This window comes from Mycobacterium sp. 1165178.9, assembly GCF_001673555.1.
Classification (GTDB): domain Bacteria; phylum Actinomycetota; class Actinomycetes; order Mycobacteriales; family Mycobacteriaceae; genus Mycobacterium.
The window spans coordinates 1-16,887 of record NZ_LZMB01000487.1; the positions used below are offsets into that span (position 1 = coordinate 1).

Here is a 16,887-nt window from a genome sequence, read left to right on the forward strand (position 1 = left end):
CCTTGACGTGGTAGACCCAGGCCCCCTGTGTCTCCAGCTGGCCGACGGTTCCGTGCCGCCCAGAAGTGCCGGTGAACTGTGCTGGCCGCGCTGGCGATCTTTTTGAAGGAGAGAACTTCCGATGACCACCGCCCGACCCGCGAAGCCCCGTAACGAGGGCCAATGGGCACTGGGAAATCGTGAGCCGCTGAACCCCAACGAAGAAATGAAGCAGGCCGGCGCCCCGCTGGACGTGCGGGAGCGCATCGAGAAAATCTACGCGCGCGACGGCTTCGACAGCATCGACAAGAGCGACCTGCGGGGTCGTTTCCGCTGGTGGGGCCTGTACACCCAGCGCGAACAGGGCTACGACGGCACGTTCACCGGCGACGACAACGCGGAATTGCTGGAAGCCCGGTACTTCATGATGCGAGTGCGGTGCGACGGCGGCGCGCTGTCGGCGGCCGCACTGCGCACCGTGGGCCAGATTTCCACCGAATTCGCCCGCGACACCGCTGACATCACTGACCGCGAGAACGTGCAGTACCACTGGATCGAGGTCCAGAACGTCCCCGAGATCTGGCGGCGGCTGGCCCAGGTAGGCCTGCAGACCGCCGAGGCGTGCGGTGACTGCCCCCGGGTGATCCTGGGCTCACCGCTGGCCGGGGAGTCGCTCGACGAGGTGCTCGACCCGAGCTGGGCGATCGAGGAGATCGCACGCCGCTACATCGGGCAGCCCGACTTCGCCGACCTGCCGCGCAAGTACAAGACTGCGATCTCGGGTCTGCAGGATGTGGTGCACGAGGTCAACGACATCGCGTTCATCGGCGTCAATCATCCCGAGCATGGCCCGGGACTGGACCTGTGGGTCGGTGGCGGACTGTCGACCAACCCGATGCTGGCCCAGCGGGTCGGCGCCTGGGTGCCGCTCGAAGAGGTGCCCGAGGTATGGAACGCGGTGACCTCGATCTTCCGCGACTACGGCTACCGACGGCTGCGGTCCAAGGCGCGGCTGAAGTTCCTCATCAAGGACTGGGGCATCGAGAAATTCCGCGAAGTCCTGGAAACCGAGTACCTCAAGCGTCCGCTGATCGACGGCCCGGCTCCCGAGCCGCTGAAGCGCCCGATCGATCACGTCGGCGTGCAGCGGCTCAAGAACGGGCTCAACGCGGTGGGCGCCGCCTCGATCGCTGGACGGGTGTCGGGCACCATCCTCACCGCAGTGGCCGACCTCGCCGAGCGAGCCGGCTCGGACCGGATCCGGCTCACCCCCTACCAGAAGCTGGTCATCCTCGACGTGCCCGACGACAAGCTCGACGAGCTGATCGGAGGCCTGGAGGCGCTCGGCCTGCACACACAGCCGTCACATTGGCGCCGAAACGTGATGGCCTGCACCGGGATTGAATTCTGCAAGTTGTCCTTCGCCGAAACCCGGGTGAAGGCGCAGTCTTTGGTGCCCGACCTGGAACGCCGCCTCGCGGACGTCAACGGGCAACTCGACGTGCCCATCACCGTCAACATCAACGGCTGCCCCAATTCATGCGCGCGCATTCAGGTCGCCGATATCGGGCTCAAGGGCCAGATGGTCGACGACGGAAACGGCGGCTCCGTCGAGGCTTTCCAGGTTCACCTGGGCGGCAGCCTGGGCCTGGACAGCGGTTTCGGCCGAAAGCTGCGCCAGCACAAGGTCACCAGCGACGAGCTCGGCGACTACATCGAGCGGATCACACGCAACTTCCTGAAATATCGCGGCGAGGGTGAACGTTTCGCACAGTGGGCTATGAGGGCAGACGAGGACGATTTGCGATGAGCGAACGAACGACCAGACTCCCGGAAGCCGAACTGCGCGCGCTCGCCGCCCGCGGGGCGGCGGAGCTGGAGGGCGCCAGCGCCGCGGACGTGTTGCGGTGGACTGACCGGACATTCGGCGGCGTCAACGGGCCGCGCGGCTGGGCCACCTGCAACTACGTGGTGGCCTCCAGCATGCAGGAGGCGGTGTTGATCGACCTGGCGGCCAAGGCGCGTCCGGGTGTGCCGGTAGTCTTCCTGGATACCGGTTATCACTTCGTGGAGACCATCGGCACTCGGGACGCGATCGAGTCGGTGTATGACATCCGGGTGCTCAACGTCACTCCCGAGCGAAGCGTCGCCGAGCAGGACAAACTGCTGGGCAAGGACCTGTTCGCGCGCGATCCGGGGGAATGCTGCCGGCTGCGCAAGGTCGAGCCGCTCGGCAAGACGCTGCGCGGATACTCGGCGTGGGTGACTGGGCTGCGCCGGTCGGAGACGGCGACGCGCGCCAACGCGCCGGTGGTCGGTTTCGACGAGGGCTTCAAGCTGGTGAAGATCAACCCGATGGCGACGTGGACCGACGAGGACGTGCAGAACTACATCGACGAGCACGGCGTTCTGGTCAATCCGCTTATCTACGAAGGATATTCGTCAATCGGGTGCGAGCCCTGCACGGCCAAGCCGCTGGCGGGCGCCGACCCGCGCCGCGGACGCTGGCAGGGGCGGGCCAAGACCGAATGCGGATTGCACGCGTCGTAGCGACAGCGTGCTAGCCGGCAACTCCGGCCGTCAGGCCGACGTCAGCGTGTTGTCGTCCTCGTCGGCGCCTTCCGCACGACTAACGCCGGTTGATTCGAGGGCGATCGGCGGAACGCGGGTGGCACGCACGTAGACGGTGTCGCCGTCGCGCAGGGCCAACGCCTCGGCGTCGCCGCGGGTGATCTGGGCGGTGAAGAAGCCGCCGGTGGCGGCGCTGGTCAACTCGACCCGTACCTCGAAACCCAGCGTGACCACCCGGTCGACGACGGCGCGCACCACACCGACGGAATCGGCGGTGCCGTCCCCGCCGGCGATCGCCATCTGGGGGTTGCGACCCACCCGGATGTCGTGCGGGCGCACCAGGGTGCCGTTCAGGGTGGAGACCGCACCGAGGAACGACATCACGAACGCGTTCGCCGGGGTGTCATAGACGTCGGTTGGTGAACCGACCTGCTCGATGCGGCCCTGGTTCAGCACCGCGATGCGGTCGGCGACGTCCAATGCCTCGGCCTGGTCGTGGGTGACCAGCACCGTGGTCACGTGCACCTCGTCGTGCAGGCGCCGCAGCCACGCTCGCAGATCTTCACGCACCTTGGCGTCGAGCGCGCCGAACGGCTCGTCGAGCAAGAGCACTTGCGGATCGACGGCCAGCGCCCGCGCCAGTGCCATCCGCTGCCGCTGACCGCCGGACAGCTGGTTGGGGTAGCGGGCCGCAAGCCCGCTCAGTCCCACCACTTCCAGCAGATTGTCGACTTTGGCTTTGATCTCGGCCTTGGGCCGCTTGCGGACCTTGAGCCCGTAGGCCACGTTGTCGCGCACCGTCAAGTGCTTGAACGCAGCGTAGTGCTGGAACACGAAGCCGATGCCGCGGCGCTGGGGCGGCACCCGGGTCACGTCACGACCGTAGATCGTGACGGTTCCGGTGTCGGGTTGGTCGAGGCCGGCGATCATACGCAGCAGGGTCGATTTTCCCGAACCGCTGGGACCCAACAACGCCGTCAGCGAGCCGGTGGGCACGACGAAGTCGACATGGTCCAGGGCAATGTAGTCGCCATAACGTTTGTTGGCGTCACGCACGATGATGGCGGGGTCGTTGCGGTTGGCGCCGGCATCGGTCACGGTCATTCCCCTCGTCAGGCCTGTCTGGCCGCTCGTGCGCGGCGCGCGTCAAGCACCACCTGGAAAACCAACACCAGCACGGCAACTCCCATCAGCAGCGTGGACAGTGCGTAGGCGCCGTACTCCGCGCCGCGGTTGTAACGGTCGGAGACGAGCAATGTCAGTGTCTGCGACTTCCCGGGCAGGTTCGACGACACCATGAGCACGGCGCCGTATTCCCCCAGGGTACGTGCGATGGTCAACACGATGCCGTAGGTCAGACCCCACCGGATGGACGGCAGGGTGATCCGCCAGAAGGTCTGCCACCAGCCCGAACCCAGGGTGGCCGCCGCCTCCTCCTGGTCGGTTCCCAGCTCGTGTAGCACGGGCTCCACTTCGCGAACCACGAAGGGAAGCGTGACGAAGATGCTGGCAAGCACGATTCCCGGCAAGCCGAAGATGATCTTGAACCCGAGGTCTTGCTCCACGAACCCGAGCGCACCGGCCGACCCCCACAACACGATCAACGCGACGCCCACGATGACGGGCGAGACGGCGAACGGCAGATCGATGACGGCCTGGAGCACGCCCTTGCCACGAAACCTGTTGCGCGCGAGCACCAACGCCGTGGGAATGCCGAAGACGACGTTGAGGGGCACCACAATGGCCACCACCAGCAGCGTCAGGTTCAGCGCCGATATCGCGGCGGGAGTGCTCACCCAGGCGTAGAACTGGCCGAGCCCGGGTTGAAATGTCCGCCACAGGATCAACGCGACCGGGACGATCAGCAGGACGAAGATGTATCCGAGCGCGATGAACCGCAACCAATAGCGCACTCCCGCAGAGGATGTCATGCGGACAGCTCCTCTCGCTTGGCCGCGCGCCCGCCCACGATCCGCAGGATGAGCAGCACGACAAACGAAATGGCCAACAGCACAATCGATATCGCGGCGGCGCCGGTGCGGTCGTCGTTCTCGATCAGGGTTCGGATCCACTGCGACGACACTTCGGTCTTGCCCGGCACCGCACCACCGACTAGCACCACGGATCCGAACTCGCCAATCGCCCGCGAGAATGCCAGGCCCGCACCGGATAACAACGCCGGCAGCAGCGACGGCAGCACCACGGAGGTGAAAATCTTCGCGCCGCCGGCACCCAGCGAGGCCGCGGCCTCCTCGGTCTCGCGATCCAATTCCAGTAGCACCGGCTGGACTGCGCGCACCACGAACGGCAACGTGACGAAGGCCAGCGCCACCGTCACGCCCCATGACGTGTGCTGCAGATGCAGGCCGATCGGGCTGTTGTTGCCGTACAACGCCAGCATCACCAGGCTGGCGACGATGGTGGGCAGCGCGAACGGCAGATCGATGATCGCGTCGACGAGCCGCTTGCCCGGAAAGTGATCACGTACCAACACCCACGCGATCACCAGGCCGAAGACCAGGTTGAGCAGGGTGACCCCGGCCGAGATCGTCAGGGTCACCCGAAACGACTCGACCGCGGCGTTCGAGGAGACCGCGAGCCAGAAGGCGTGCCAGCCGCCACCGGCGGATTGCCAGGCGATTGCCGCCAGCGGCAGCAGGACGATCACCGACAGCCACACCGTGGCCGCTCCGACCCGAAGGGCGGTGGTCCCGCGGCCGCGTCCGGGAAGCGGTCCCGGTGGTGCGTCACCACTGAGCTCGGGCCTGATTGCCAGCGGGTCCGGCGTGATGGCCGTCATCCGGTGGCCTTCGTGTAGATCTTGGTGATGCTGCCGGTGTTCTTGTCGAACAGCTGCGGATCCGCCGTGGTCCAGCCGCCCAGGTCGGCGATGGTCCACAGTTTCGCCGGTACCGGGTACTGGTTTCGGAAGTCGGCGGCGACGGCCGGATCGACCGGGCGGAAACCGGCCTGCGCCCAAACCTTTTGGGCCGCCGCCGTGTACTGGAAGTTCTTGAAGGCGACGGCGGCATCCAGGTGCGGACTGGTGTTGACCACGGCCACCGGATTGTCGATCTTGAAGGTCTGCGGCAGATTGATGTGTTCGACCGGCTTTCCCGCCCGCTCGGTGGCGATGGCCTCGTTCTCGTAGCTGATGAGTACGTCACCGCTGCCCTGGACGAACACATCGGTGGCTTCGCGCCCCGACCCGGGGCGCAGTTTGACGTGTTCGGTCACCAACTTCTTGATGAAATTCACACCGGCGTCGCTATGGGCGCCGCCCTCACTCTTGACGGCGTACGGCGCGAGCAGATTCCACTTGGCCGATCCGGAACTCAGGGGGCTCGGCGTGATCACCTCGACGCCCGGCCGCAGGAGGTCATCCCAATCCTTGATGTTCTTCGGATTGCCCTTTCGCACCACGAGTGTGACGACCGAGCCGAACGGAATTCCCTTGGTGGCGTCGACATTCCAGTCCTTCGAAACCTTGCCGGCCTTCACCAGACGAGCGATGTCGGGTTCGACGGAGAAGTTCACGACGTCGGCCGGCTTGCCGTCGACGACACCGCGCGACTGGTCACCGGATGCCCCATAGGAAGTGACGACTTGGACGCCCTTGCCCTCATCGGAGGCGTTGAATGCCGGAATTATCTTGCTCCACCCCGGTTCTGGGACCGAGTAGGCGACCAGTGTGATGCTGGTGCGCGCGTTGGCCAGCCCACCGCCACCGACGGCATCACTGGCGCCGCCGTGGCATCCGGCGATGAGGCCGGCAATCAGGGCAAGGGCGAGGACGGGCCGCCAATGTGACGCGGTCCTGATGTCCATTGAGTGCCTTCCGATGCGGAACGTAGGGGGTTTCGGTCCCGTTTCTGCGGATAAGAACCTAGAACTTCAGGAAAATTCGAAAACTCCAGACCAGACCGCGTACGGGTATGGGAGTCAGCGACAACAATGCACGAAGGCATAGGAACCCGGAATGCCGAATGCCGCGCGCATGGCGGGAAGCCTAACAGGAATTGACGTTGCCGCCACCGCAGCGGGGGGCGGGCAAACAGGCCCTGCCCGCTAGTGGTGCATCAGGTGGGTTACCAACCACGTGACGAGCACGAGCGCCACCAGGATGCCGAGAACCAGCGTCACGTGTGATCGAGGCATGCGTGTTACTCGGGCGTCCCGTCGGCGTGCCGGGCACGGCGCATCAGCTCGATGCCCTTGCCGAGTAGGCCATCCAACCCGGCCGCCACCGCGTATGCCACCACCAGCACGATCGGCATCACCACCATGGCCTGCAGTACGAAAGGGAGCCCCGAAAGCCAAAGCTCGTTGCCGTCCCACCAATTGAGGAACGCGTTCACGGGGCCCACCCTATTCGGCCCGGCTGCCGAAGACCAATGTGTGGAGATCGGCGCACGACTACCCGGGGCGCACGCCACGCCACCTCGGCGAAAGGTTGGACGCGCGATCGCTGAGCAGCGATGATGTCCAGATGGTTCTGCATGCCCAACCCGAAGACCAGCCGACCGACACCACGCCCGAGGAACCGTTTCCTGCGGCTGCCGCGACCGCGATGTCTTCGTCGATCGACTTGCGCACGGCCGGGCCGCTCGCTCCCAGCGCAGCCCTGCGGAATCCGTTCCCGCCGATCGCCGACTATGCGTTCCTGTCGGACTGGGAAACCACCTGCCTGATCTCCCCGGCGGGGTCGGTGGAATGGCTGTGCGTGCCGCGACCGGACTCCCCCAGCGTGTTCGGCGCGATCTTGGACCGCAGTGCAGGCCACTTCCGGCTGGGACCGTACGGCGTCTCGGTGCCCTCGGCCCGCCGGTACCTTCCCGGCAGCCTCATCATGGAGACCACCTGGCAGACGCACACCGGGTGGCTGATCGTGCGTGACGCGCTGGTCATGGGGCCCTGGCACGATCTGGAGCGGCGGTCGCGGACGCATCGGCGCACGCCGATGGACTGGGATGCCGAGCACATTCTGCTGCGCACTGTGCGTTGCGTCAGCGGCACCGTCGAATTGATGATGAGCTGCGAGCCGGCGTTCGACTACCACCGCGTCGGCGCCTCCTGGGAGTATTCCGCCAACGCGTATGGCGAGGCCGTCGCGCGCGCCACCAAGGACCCCGACGCCCACCCGACGATGCGGCTCACGAGCAACCTGCGCATTGGGCTCGAGGGACGGGAGGCACGCGCGCGCACCCGGATGAAAGAAGGCGACGACGTTTTCGTCGCGCTCAGCTGGACCAAGCACCCGGCGCCGCAGACGTACCAAGAGGCGGCCGACAAGATGTGGCAGACCACCGAGTGTTGGCGGCAGTGGATCAACATCGGTAACTTCCCCGACCACCCGTGGCGGGCGTACCTGCAGCGCAGCGCGCTGACGTTGAAGGGCCTGACCTACTCGCCCACTGGTGCGCTGCTGGCGGCCAGCACCACTTCGCTGCCGGAAACGCCTCAGGGCGAACGCAATTGGGATTACCGCTACGCCTGGGTGCGCGACTCAACGTTCGCGTTGTGGGGCCTCTATACGCTGGGACTGGACCGCGAGGCCGACGATTTCTTCGCGTTCATCGCCGATGTCTCCGGGGCCAACCACAACGAGCGGCACCCCTTACAGGTCATGTACGGCGTGGGAGGCGAGCGCAGCCTGGTCGAAGAAGAGCTGCATCACCTGTCCGGCTACGACCATGCCCGCCCGGTGCGAATCGGCAACGGCGCCTACGACCAGATCCAGCACGACATCTGGGGTTCCATCCTGGATTCCTTCTACCTGCACGCAAAGTCGCGCGAGCAGGTCCCGGAGACGTTGTGGCCGGTGCTGAAGAAGCAGGTGGAGGAGGCCATCAAGCACTGGCGCGAGCCGGACCGCGGCATCTGGGAGGTGCGCGGGGAACCACAGCATTTCACGTCGTCGAAGGTGATGTGCTGGGTGGCGCTCGACCGCGGGGCCAAGCTGGCCGAGCGGCAGGGCGAGAAGAGCTATGCCCAGCAGTGGCGCGCCATCGCCGAGGAGATCAAGAACGACATCCTGCAGCACGGGGTGGACTCGCGCGGGGTGTTCACGCAGCGCTACGGGAGTGACGCGCTGGACGCCTCGCTGCTGTTGGTGGTGCTGACGCGGTTTTTGCCGCCAGATGATCCGCGGGTGCGAAATACCGTCCTGGCGATCGCCGACGAACTCACCCAGGAAGGCCTGGTGCTGCGCTACCGGGTCGAGGAGACCGACGACGGGCTGTCCGGCGAGGAGGGCACGTTCACGATCTGCTCGTTCTGGCTGGTGTCGGCGCTGGTCGAGATCGGGGAGGTGCGGCGCGCCAAACGCCTGTGTGAGCGGCTGCTGTCCTACGCCAGCCCACTGCACCTCTACGCCGAGGAGATCGAGCCGCGCACCGGCCGGCAGCTGGGCAACTTCCCGCAGGCGTTCACCCACCTGGCGCTGATCAACGCGGTGGTGCACGTCATCCGCGCTGAGGAGGAGGCCGACGGCTCCGGGATGTTCCAGCCGGCGAACGCGCCGATGTGACGTGGCGATCGCGAGCGCGGCGTAGCCGGGCGAAGCGGGTCGCCACCATCACCCTGAGCCGGCACGGTGACGCGGATCGCCACCTTGAGGCGCGGGATCAGCCCAGCGCGCTGACTCTGTCCATCAGGGCACGCGCGACATCGATGGCGCTGGAGTTGATGTCCGCCGATCCCGGGTCAGAGGACCGCCGGCCCCCGAAGAACACCACCTGAACCTCGACAAGGCAGTTCGACCGGATGCCGATGGCGCGTGCCTGCGGGGTGGGTCGCAGCGGCGGCATGTTGGGCAGGATCGATGTCGCGGTCTTGGTGGCCGCGACGGTGGAATCGGCGACGCGGACATCGCTGATCACGTTCGTGGTGCTGATCGGACCCGACTGTTCCGAGGTCGTCATGCCGTTGCACTGCTGCCACTGCTGGGAGAACTGCGCGAACAGCGCCCGGGCCTGCGTGGCCGACGGAAGCGTGACCACCCCCTCCTCGACCACGATCACCTGCGCGGGTTCGCCGTTGTTCCACCACGACTCCGACGCAACGTCTTTCACGTCCGCGGACCGGTACACGCCCTGCTGCAACATCGCCGTCACGCCCAGGCAACCGGACTGCGACGTCGACCGCTTGACCTGATAAAGCTTTTCGGGGCCGCCGAATTGGGCCGGATCACGCGACACGAACGTCTGATTGAGCATCCGCGACAGCGTCGCCCCGTCGAGCAGCACCTGCTTGACCGTCGCGCCGCTGAGCGGCCCCGGCTTCAGGTTCGGCGCAGGTTTCGCCGTGCCGGCCACTACCCCGCCGCAGCCCGTCGCCACCGTGGCGACGGCCATCAGCGCCGTCGCGATCCCCCGTATTCGCATGGCTATTTCTTGCCCTTGTCCCCCGCGGCGTCGGCGGACAGCGCCGCGACGAACGCCTCCTGCGGCACATCGACGCGCCCGATGGTCTTCATCCGCTTCTTGCCTTCCTTCTGCTTTTCCAGAAGTTTGCGTTTACGGGTGATGTCGCCGCCGTAGCACTTGGACAACACGTCCTTGCGGATCGCGCGAATGTTCTCGCGCGCGATGATTTTCGATCCGATGGCGGCCTGGACGGGGACCTCGAACTGCTGTCGCGGGATGAGTTCTTTGAGCTTGGTGGTCATCTTGTTGCCGTAGGCCGATGCCCCGTCCTTGTGGACGATCGCGCTGAACGCGTCGACCGCCTCGCCCTGCAACAGAATGTCGACCTTGACCAGTTGAGCCTCCTGCTCGCCGGCCTCCTCGTAGTCGAGGCTGGCGTAGCCGCGGGTGCGCGACTTCAGCGAGTCGAAGAAGTCGAAGATGATCTCGCCCAGCGGCATGGTGTAGCGCAACTCGACCCGTTCGGGTGACAGATAATCCATGCCGCCCAGCTCGCCGCGGCGCGACTGGCACAGTTCCATGATGGTGCCGATGAATTCGCTCGGCGCGATGATCGTGGTCTTGACCACTGGCTCGTAGACCTCGCGGATCTTGCCCTCCGGCCAGTCCGACGGGTTCGTCACCCAGATCTCGGTGTTGTCCTCTTTAATCACGCGATAGACCACGTTGGGCGACGTTGAGATCAGGTCCAGGTTGAACTCGCGCTCCAGGCGCTCGCGGGTGATCTCCATGTGCAACAGGCCCAAGAAGCCACAACGGAATCCGAAGCCCAGCGCCACTGACGTCTCCGGCTCGTAGGTCAAAGCGGCGTCGTTGAGTTGCAGGCGGTCCAGGGCGTCGCGCAGAACCGGGTAGTCCGAACCGTCCACCGGATACAGACCCGAATAGACCATCGGCTTGGGTTCGCGGTATCCGGTCAGTGCTTCGGCCGCACCGCGCCGTGCCGTCGTCACGGTGTCACCCACCTTGGATTGACGGACGTCCTTGACGCCGGTGATGAGGTAGCCGACCTCACCCACGCCGAGACCGTCGCTGGCCTTCGGCTCGGGCGAGACGATGCCGACCTCGAGCAACTCGTGGGTGGCGCCGGTCGACATCATCGCGATGCGCTCGCGCGGGGTGATCTTGCCGTCGACCACCCGGACGTAGGTCACCACGCCGCGGTAGATGTCGTAGACCGAGTCGAAGATCATCGCCCGCAGCGGCGCGTCCGCCTCGCCCTGCGGCGGCGGCACCTCGCGCACCACGTGATCGAGCAGGTCGGCGACGCCGTCTCCCGTCTTGCCGGAGACGCGCAGCACGTCGCCCGGCTCGCAACCGATGATGTGGGCGATCTCGGCGGCGTAGCGATCCGGGTCGGCCGCGGGCAGGTCGATCTTGTTCAGCACCGGGATGATGTGCAGGTCGCGGTCCAGCGCCAGGTAGAGGTTGGCAAGAGTCTGCGCCTCGATGCCCTGCGCGGCGTCGACCAGCAGCACTGCGCCCTCGCACGCCTCGAGTGCGCGCGACACCTCGTAGGTGAAGTCGACGTGGCCAGGGGTGTCGATCAGGTGCAGCACGTAATCGGTGTCGCCGACTTTCCACGGCAGGCGCACGTTCTGGGCCTTGATGGTGATCCCGCGCTCGCGCTCGATGTCCATCCGGTCCAGGTATTGGGCGCGCATCGAGCGCTCGTCGACGACGCCGGTGAGCTGGAGCATCCGGTCGGCCAGCGTGGACTTGCCGTGGTCGATGTGGGCGATGATGCAGAAGTTCCGAATCTGCGCCGGCGCAGTGAAGGTCTTGTCGGCGAAACTGCTGATGGGAATCTCCTGGTGCGTGCAAGCTTGACGGGATGCTCCGCCGTCGTTTCTGGGGCGGTTCGCGGGTATGTCCAGCGTATCGAGACAGGGCCGCCCTGACCTAGTTGGACACAATCGCAGCCCGCCCCTCGCGTCTATGCTGCGAATATGGCGTCCCCCCGGAAATCCCAGTGGAAGACGTTTCAGCGGTTTGCCGAGAATTTGGTGTTCAACAATGCCCCTCGCCTGGTCCGGCAGGTGCAGAATTCCCAAACCGTGCTGCGTGAGCTGCAACAGGCGGTGAGGATCACCGCGAACGTGATTGCGGCGGTGGCCCCGTCACCCTCCGACGCGCCCGCTACCGGCCGGCCGGTGACCAGCGGCAGCCTGCCCACCGCGCAGCGGGCCCGCAAGCTGGTGTACGCGCCGAGCCTGGACGGCCGGGCCGACCCGGGCGAGATCGTCTGGACGTGGGTGGTCTACGAGGACGACCCCACCCGGGGCAAGGACCGCCCTGTACTCGTCGTGGGACGGGACCGCAGCGTGCTGCTGGGCTTGATGGTGTCCAGCCAGGAGCGCCACGCCGCGGATCACGACTGGGTCGGAATCGGTTCCGGCCCTTGGGATTACGAAGGCAGACCTAGCTGGGTCCGGCTGGACCGGGTGCTCGACGTGCCCGAAGAGGGCATTCGCCGCGAGGGCGCCATCCTGGATCGCGAGATCTTTGATGTGGTGGCCGCGCGGCTGCGCGCCGAGTACTCCTGGCGGTAATTAGCCGCCGAGCGTGCACTCAGGGCGAGAAAACGCCGAAATTTTCGCCGTGAGTGCACGTCGGGCGAGCGGAGCCGGTCAGCCCGCGCTCAGCCCTGGGTGATGTAGGACTGCAGCTGCCGCTGCTCGGCCTCGAGTTCTTCCATTCGGGTCTTCACCACGTCGCCGATGCTGACGATGCCGATCAGCTTCTTGCCGTCCAGCACCGGGACGTGGCGCACCCGGTTCTTCGTCATCAACACGCTGATGGCGTCGACCTCGTCGGTCTTGCTGCATGTGGCCAGCATCGACGTCATGATCTTGGACACCGGGCGAGACAGCACGCTGGCGCCGTGCGTGTGCAGCTGGCGCACCACGTCGCGTTCCGAGACGATGCCGACCACACCCTCGTCGCCGACCACCACCATGGCGCCGATGTTCTGGTCACTGAGCCCCGCAAGCAGCTCGCGAACAGTCGCGTCCGGGTTGATGGTCACCACCGCCGCGCCCTTGTTCCGCAAGACGTCCGCTATCCGCATCGAGGCCTCCAGCCGGTTGTGATCCGCTTCACACCAGGCTACGGCTAACTCGCGCGACGCAAAAGCCATCAAAAGAACCTGCATTCAGATCGTGTCCAAGTCGGTGAAAGCCCCGCTTATCGGCCGATCCGCCCGCTGCAGGCACCGCGGGCTTGCAAGATAGGGCCATGATCGAGGTCACGCTGCTGGGCACCGGAAGTCCGATTCCCGATCCGAACCGCGCCGGGCCGTCAACGCTGGTACGTGCCGGCGGGCAGGTGTTCCTGGTCGATTGCGGGCGCGGCGTGCTGCAGCGCGCGGCCGCGGTCGGGGTGGGCGCGGCCGGATTGTCGGCGCTACTACTCACCCACCTGCACAGCGACCACATCGCAGACCTCGGCGACGTCCTCATCACGCGATGGATCAGCACCCTCACCCCCGATCCCGCGCCGCTGCCCATCATCGGACCGCCCGGCACCGCCGAGGCGGTCGCGGCGACGCTCAACGCGTTCCGCCACGACATCGGCTACCGGATCGCCCATCACCGCGACATCAATGAGCCGCCGGGTGTGGACGTCCACGAATACACCGACGGCCCGGTCTGGGCCAGCGACGGAATAACCATCCGGGCGGCCCCCACCGATCACCGGCCGGTGGCCCCGACCATCGGCTTTCGGATCGAACACCAGGGCGCCTCGGTGGTGCTGGCCGGTGACACCGTCCCGTGCGCAGGCCTCGACGAGTTGGCGGCCGGCGCCGACGCGCTGGTGCACACGGTGATCCGCAAGGACATCGTGGCCACGATCCCCCAGCAGCGGCTGCAGGACATCTGCGACTACCACTCGTCGGTAGAAGAGGCGGCGGCCACCGCGGCACGTGCGGGGGTGGGCACCCTCGTCATGACGCATTACGTGCCGGCACTGGTGCCCGGCCAGGAAGAACAGTGGCGGGCCCTGGCGGCCGCCGAGTTCGGTGGGCGCATCGAAGTCGGTGACGATCTGCATCGGGTTCAGGTGGACGCACCCACATGACGGCGCGCGATCTATCGGGCTGCCGAACCTCGTTGCGCCGCAGGGGATAAGGCAAAGCTTGCCCCCATCAGCCAGGTCAGCGCCAGGACCCGCGCGACCGGCAGGATGACGCCCAGCGCCGGCCAGATCAGCACCACCGCCGTCAGTTCGGCGAGGATGGCCGTCGCCAGACCGATCCGGGCGACCGGTGTGGGCAGCACTCCCGTACCCGAGCCCGCGATCGCGCCGACCAGCAGGCCCAACGCCACGATGTGCGCCGGGCCGCCGGTGAGAAACACCAGCAAGTAGAGCGCCCTGACCAAAGCCGCGTTCGCCCCCACCTCCGGTATCGACAGCGTCCAGCCCAGCAGCCCGGCCAGACCGAGCGCTCCGGCGGCCAGCACGCCACCGGTGAGCGCGATCGCGGCGGATCCGGCCCTTGCCTTGAGTTGCCGCAAGCCTGCTTCGGCGACTGCCGCGTAGAGCGCCAGCGGCACCGAGGATGCAAACGTCGCGACGGCGATGATCCGCACGGCCACCGGCTGGGCCCGGACGTAGCTCGTGACGGCGCCTGCCGGGCCGTACGGCAACGGCATGACCCCGCCCACGGCGACCCCGATGGCGATGCCGCCGATGAGCAGCCCGATGCAGGCCAGGGACAGCGGCGCCAGGGGCCACCCGCCATGCCTGGGTCGATCACCAACGCGCCGAGCCGGGCGCCCGGCTGAATCGTTCATTCCTGCAACGGTATCCCCGTGCCCGGTGTATCACCTCAACTAGGCGAGCCGGGTCACCTCCACGATCACGTCGAGGTCGGTGGCGCCCTCGCCAGAGTAGATGCCCTTCAACGGGGAAACGTCGGCGTAGTCGCGGCCCGCGCCCACGCCGACGTACTGCTCGGTGATCTCGGTGGCGTTGGTGGGGTCATAACTCCACCACCCGCCCGTCCACGCCTCAATCCAGGCATGGCTTCGCCCGTCCACGGTGTCCCCGACCACGGCGTCACGTTTGGGATGCAGGTAGCCCGAGACGTAATGCGCCGGAATTCCCATGCTGCGCAACAACATCAGCGACAGGTGCACGAAATCTTGGCAGACGCCCTTGCCCTGTTTGAGCGCGTCGAGCCCCGACGAGGCCACGCTGGTGGTCCCGGGAAGGTATTCGAGCTCATTGCGCACCCAATCGGCCGCGGCGACAACGGCTTCGGCCGGCTTGTGGGTCCTGCTGATCTTTTTGCCCACCGACGCCACCCGCTTGCTGGCCGGCGTGTGCTCGGTGGGGCGCAGCAGATCGTCGTAGCGATCGATCACGGCGTCCGATTGCAGGTCGCTCCAGCCCACATCCGTCGAGAGTGGCTCGGCCCGCTCGGTTTCGACGACCGAGGACGACATCACCGTGAGATCGGTGTGGGGAGCGTGCAGGTCGAACGCGGTGACCGCGGTGCCCCAGTAGTCGATGTAGCGGTAAGACCGCGTCGCGGGGATGGTCTCGACGCGGTTGAGGATGACGTTCTGCCGGGTGTTCGACCGCGGGGTCAGCCGGGCCTCGTTGTAGGAGGCGGTCACCGGCGACTGGTAGGCGTATCCCGTGGTGTGCACCACCCGCAGCCGCCACATCAGCCGTCCCCTTTCCTGCCGGCGAGCCGGGCGCGCTGGCCGGCATCCGACCACGCCACCCAGGGCGTCACATGAAAGTACTGCAGCGCCAACGCCTCTCCGACGTCATGGCAGGTCCGTTGCAGCCCGGCCAGCCGGCTTTCCAGCGTCTCCAATAACACGCCCGGCTGCACGAACTCCAATTCGCTACGGGCCTGGCCGAGGAGCCGCTGCGCCTCAGCGGTGGGTCCGATCCGGCTCTGCCGATTGCGGACCAGTTCGTCGAGATTGTGTTCGGCGAGCCGCAGCGAGTAGAACACCGAACGCGGAAACAGCCGGTCCAGCAACATGAATTCGACCACCCGGCCCGCATCCAGCACACCGCGATAGGTGCGCAGGTAGGTGTCGTGTGCGCCCGCCGAACGCAACAGCGTCACCCACGCCGGGGACGAGGCGCTGTCACCGACCCGCGACAGCAACAGCCGCACCGTCATGTCGACCCGTTCGATCGCGCGGCCCAGCACCATGAACCGGTAGCCGTCGTCGCGGGACAGCGTTGAGTCGGCCAGGCCGGCGAACATTGCTGCCCGTCGTTCGATGAACGACAAGAAGTCGTGTGGCCCAAGGCGTTTGGCAGCACGTTCCCGTTCGGGCAAGGCGTGGTAGGTGGTGTTGAGGCACTCCCATATCTCGCTGGAGGTCACCTCGCGCGCCGATTTCGCGTTTTCTCGCGCCGCGGTGATCGCGTCGACGATCGAGCAGCCGCCCTGGGTGTTGGTGTTATAGGCCACCAGGTCGGTCAAAGACCACACGTCCAGTTGGTGATCGGGCGGGTCGATACCGAGCACCCGCAGCAGCAGACGAGAAGCATGGTCGGGGTCGACGCTGGAATCCTCGAGCAGTTGGTGCAGTGCGACGTCCAGAATTCGTGCCGTGTCGTCGGCGCGCTCGACGTAGCGACCAATCCAATACAGCGACTCGGCGTTACGCGCCAGCATCAGCGCACCGCTCTTTGTTGCTGCTGCTGTTTGGGCTTATCGCGCGGGGGCTGGTCGGTGACCACGAGCTCGAGGCGGCGGAGGTGGTGCGCTCGTTGCCCACCTCGATGCCGGATCCGCTGGAAGACTCGCCGCGGCTGACGTCTCCGACGTCTCAGCAGCCGCAGCCCACCGACCAGCCCCCGCGCGATAAGCCCAAACAGCAGCAGCAACAAAGAGCGGGGCGCTGATGCTGGCGCGTAACGCCGAGGCCGCCGA

At 66.5% G+C, this 16,887-nt stretch carries 16 protein-coding genes and 1 pseudogene; 6 read left to right on the forward strand and 11 right to left on the reverse strand.

Features of this window, described 5'->3' with window-relative positions:
- Window positions 1-121: 121 nt before the first annotated feature.
- Both A5652_RS20895 and A5652_RS20900 read left to right on the forward strand, forming a co-directional pair.
- Window positions 122-1,789: a nitrite/sulfite reductase gene (locus tag A5652_RS20895; protein ID WP_067356042.1), complete on the forward strand. Its 1,668-nt coding sequence runs from the start codon at window positions 122-124 to the stop codon at window positions 1,787-1,789.
- Complete coding sequence (locus tag A5652_RS20900) at window positions 1,786-2,529, forward strand: phosphoadenylyl-sulfate reductase (RefSeq protein WP_067356045.1); 744 nt, start codon at window positions 1,786-1,788, stop codon at window positions 2,527-2,529. The genes A5652_RS20895 and A5652_RS20900 overlap by 4 nt, the downstream gene beginning before the upstream one ends.
- A 30-nt stretch (window positions 2,530-2,559) precedes the next feature.
- Here the strand turns inward: A5652_RS20900 and A5652_RS20905 are convergent, their stop codons facing one another.
- The 5 genes from A5652_RS20905 to A5652_RS20925 all read right to left on the reverse strand — a co-directional run bounded on the left by A5652_RS20905 (window position 2,560) and on the right by A5652_RS20925 (window position 6,908).
- Window positions 2,560-3,654, reverse strand: a complete 1,095-nt coding sequence (locus tag A5652_RS20905; protein ID WP_156745456.1) for a sulfate/molybdate ABC transporter ATP-binding protein — start codon at window positions 3,652-3,654, stop codon at window positions 2,560-2,562.
- A gap of 8 nt (window positions 3,655-3,662) precedes the next feature.
- Window positions 3,663-4,481, reverse strand: a complete 819-nt coding sequence (gene cysW, locus A5652_RS20910; RefSeq protein ID WP_067356049.1) for a sulfate ABC transporter permease subunit CysW — start codon at window positions 4,479-4,481, stop codon at window positions 3,663-3,665.
- Window positions 4,478-5,350, reverse strand: a complete 873-nt coding sequence (gene cysT / locus A5652_RS20915; RefSeq protein WP_067356052.1) for a sulfate ABC transporter permease subunit CysT — start codon at window positions 5,348-5,350, stop codon at window positions 4,478-4,480. Before cysT ends, cysW begins: the two co-directional genes overlap by 4 nt.
- Window positions 5,347-6,378, reverse strand: coding sequence for a sulfate ABC transporter substrate-binding protein (locus A5652_RS20920; protein ID WP_067356055.1), 1,032 nt, complete (start codon window positions 6,376-6,378; stop codon window positions 5,347-5,349). Before A5652_RS20920 ends, cysT begins: the two co-directional genes overlap by 4 nt.
- A gap of 335 nt (window positions 6,379-6,713) precedes the next feature.
- Window positions 6,714-6,908: a hypothetical protein gene (locus tag A5652_RS20925; RefSeq protein ID WP_067356058.1), complete on the reverse strand. Its 195-nt coding sequence runs from the start codon at window positions 6,906-6,908 to the stop codon at window positions 6,714-6,716.
- 131 nt (window positions 6,909-7,039) lie between these two features.
- Between A5652_RS20925 and A5652_RS20930 the strand changes: the two genes are divergently transcribed.
- On the forward strand, window positions 7,040-9,079 hold the full coding sequence (locus A5652_RS20930; RefSeq protein ID WP_067356061.1) for a glycoside hydrolase family 15 protein: 2,040 nt from the start codon (window positions 7,040-7,042) through the stop codon (window positions 9,077-9,079).
- A gap of 97 nt (window positions 9,080-9,176) precedes the next feature.
- Here the strand turns inward: A5652_RS20930 and A5652_RS20935 are convergent, their stop codons facing one another.
- Window positions 9,177-9,935, reverse strand: coding sequence for a sensor domain-containing protein (locus A5652_RS20935; protein ID WP_067356064.1), 759 nt, complete (start codon window positions 9,933-9,935; stop codon window positions 9,177-9,179).
- Between the two features lie 2 nt (window positions 9,936-9,937).
- A pseudogene (lepA, locus tag A5652_RS20940) lies at window positions 9,938-11,945 on the reverse strand (translation elongation factor 4).
- On the opposite strand from lepA, the gene A5652_RS20945 reads away from it, so the two are divergent.
- Window positions 11,927-12,529 (forward strand): type II toxin-antitoxin system PemK/MazF family toxin, encoded by a 603-nt coding sequence (locus A5652_RS20945; protein ID WP_067356071.1) that lies wholly within the window; start codon window positions 11,927-11,929, stop codon window positions 12,527-12,529. The pseudogene lepA and the gene A5652_RS20945 overlap by 19 nt on opposite strands.
- Before the next feature lie 89 nt (window positions 12,530-12,618).
- Here the strand turns inward: A5652_RS20945 and A5652_RS20950 are convergent, their stop codons facing one another.
- On the reverse strand, window positions 12,619-13,047 hold the full coding sequence (locus tag A5652_RS20950; protein WP_067356095.1) for a CBS domain-containing protein: 429 nt from the start codon (window positions 13,045-13,047) through the stop codon (window positions 12,619-12,621).
- Between the two features lie 167 nt (window positions 13,048-13,214).
- On the opposite strand from A5652_RS20950, the gene A5652_RS20955 reads away from it, so the two are divergent.
- Window positions 13,215-14,057 (forward strand): ribonuclease Z, encoded by an 843-nt coding sequence (locus A5652_RS20955; RefSeq protein WP_067356075.1) that lies wholly within the window; start codon window positions 13,215-13,217, stop codon window positions 14,055-14,057.
- Window positions 14,058-14,068: 11 nt separating this feature from the next.
- Here the strand turns inward: A5652_RS20955 and A5652_RS20960 are convergent, their stop codons facing one another.
- Genes A5652_RS20960 through A5652_RS20970 form a run of 3 tightly spaced genes read right to left on the reverse strand, consistent with a single transcriptional unit; the run spans window position 14,069 to window position 16,629 of the window.
- Window positions 14,069-14,773, reverse strand: a complete 705-nt coding sequence (locus tag A5652_RS20960; protein ID WP_067356078.1) for a hypothetical protein — start codon at window positions 14,771-14,773, stop codon at window positions 14,069-14,071.
- Between the two features lie 39 nt (window positions 14,774-14,812).
- Window positions 14,813-15,652: a transglutaminase family protein gene (locus A5652_RS20965; protein WP_067356081.1), complete on the reverse strand. Its 840-nt coding sequence runs from the start codon at window positions 15,650-15,652 to the stop codon at window positions 14,813-14,815.
- Window positions 15,652-16,629, reverse strand: coding sequence for an alpha-E domain-containing protein (locus tag A5652_RS20970; RefSeq protein WP_067356085.1), 978 nt, complete (start codon window positions 16,627-16,629; stop codon window positions 15,652-15,654). Before A5652_RS20970 ends, A5652_RS20965 begins: the two co-directional genes overlap by 1 nt.
- A 17-nt stretch (window positions 16,630-16,646) precedes the next feature.
- On the opposite strand from A5652_RS20970, the gene A5652_RS20975 reads away from it, so the two are divergent.
- Window positions 16,647-16,859 (forward strand): hypothetical protein, encoded by a 213-nt coding sequence (locus A5652_RS20975; protein WP_232001276.1) that lies wholly within the window; start codon window positions 16,647-16,649, stop codon window positions 16,857-16,859.
- The last annotated feature ends 28 nt before the right edge of the window (window positions 16,860-16,887 follow it).

Excerpts from the sequence above, each read along its gene's own strand:
- A5652_RS20895 (WP_067356042.1), top strand. The coding sequence starts at position 122 with ATGACCACCGCCCGACCCGCGAAGCCCCGTAACGAGGGCCAATGGGCA.
- A5652_RS20900 (WP_067356045.1), top strand. The coding sequence starts at position 1,786 with ATGAGCGAACGAACGACCAGACTCCCGGAAGCCGAACTGCGCGCGCTC.
- A5652_RS20905 (WP_156745456.1), bottom strand. The coding sequence starts at position 3,654 with ATGACCGTGACCGATGCCGGCGCCAACCGCAACGACCCCGCCATCATC.
- cysW (WP_067356049.1), bottom strand. The coding sequence starts at position 4,481 with ATGACATCCTCTGCGGGAGTGCGCTATTGGTTGCGGTTCATCGCGCTC.
- cysT (WP_067356052.1), bottom strand. The coding sequence starts at position 5,350 with ATGACGGCCATCACGCCGGACCCGCTGGCAATCAGGCCCGAGCTCAGT.
- A5652_RS20920 (WP_067356055.1), bottom strand. The coding sequence starts at position 6,378 with ATGGACATCAGGACCGCGTCACATTGGCGGCCCGTCCTCGCCCTTGCC.
- A5652_RS20930 (WP_067356061.1), top strand. The coding sequence starts at position 7,040 with ATGGTTCTGCATGCCCAACCCGAAGACCAGCCGACCGACACCACGCCC.
- A5652_RS20935 (WP_067356064.1), bottom strand. The coding sequence starts at position 9,935 with ATGCGAATACGGGGGATCGCGACGGCGCTGATGGCCGTCGCCACGGTG.
- A5652_RS20945 (WP_067356071.1), top strand. The coding sequence starts at position 11,927 with ATGGCGTCCCCCCGGAAATCCCAGTGGAAGACGTTTCAGCGGTTTGCC.
- A5652_RS20950 (WP_067356095.1), bottom strand. The coding sequence starts at position 13,047 with ATGCGGATAGCGGACGTCTTGCGGAACAAGGGCGCGGCGGTGGTGACC.
- A5652_RS20955 (WP_067356075.1), top strand. The coding sequence starts at position 13,215 with ATGATCGAGGTCACGCTGCTGGGCACCGGAAGTCCGATTCCCGATCCG.
- A5652_RS20960 (WP_067356078.1), bottom strand. The coding sequence starts at position 14,773 with ATGAACGATTCAGCCGGGCGCCCGGCTCGGCGCGTTGGTGATCGACCC.
- A5652_RS20965 (WP_067356081.1), bottom strand. The coding sequence starts at position 15,652 with ATGTGGCGGCTGCGGGTGGTGCACACCACGGGATACGCCTACCAGTCG.
- A5652_RS20970 (WP_067356085.1), bottom strand. The coding sequence starts at position 16,629 with ATGCTGGCGCGTAACGCCGAGTCGCTGTATTGGATTGGTCGCTACGTC.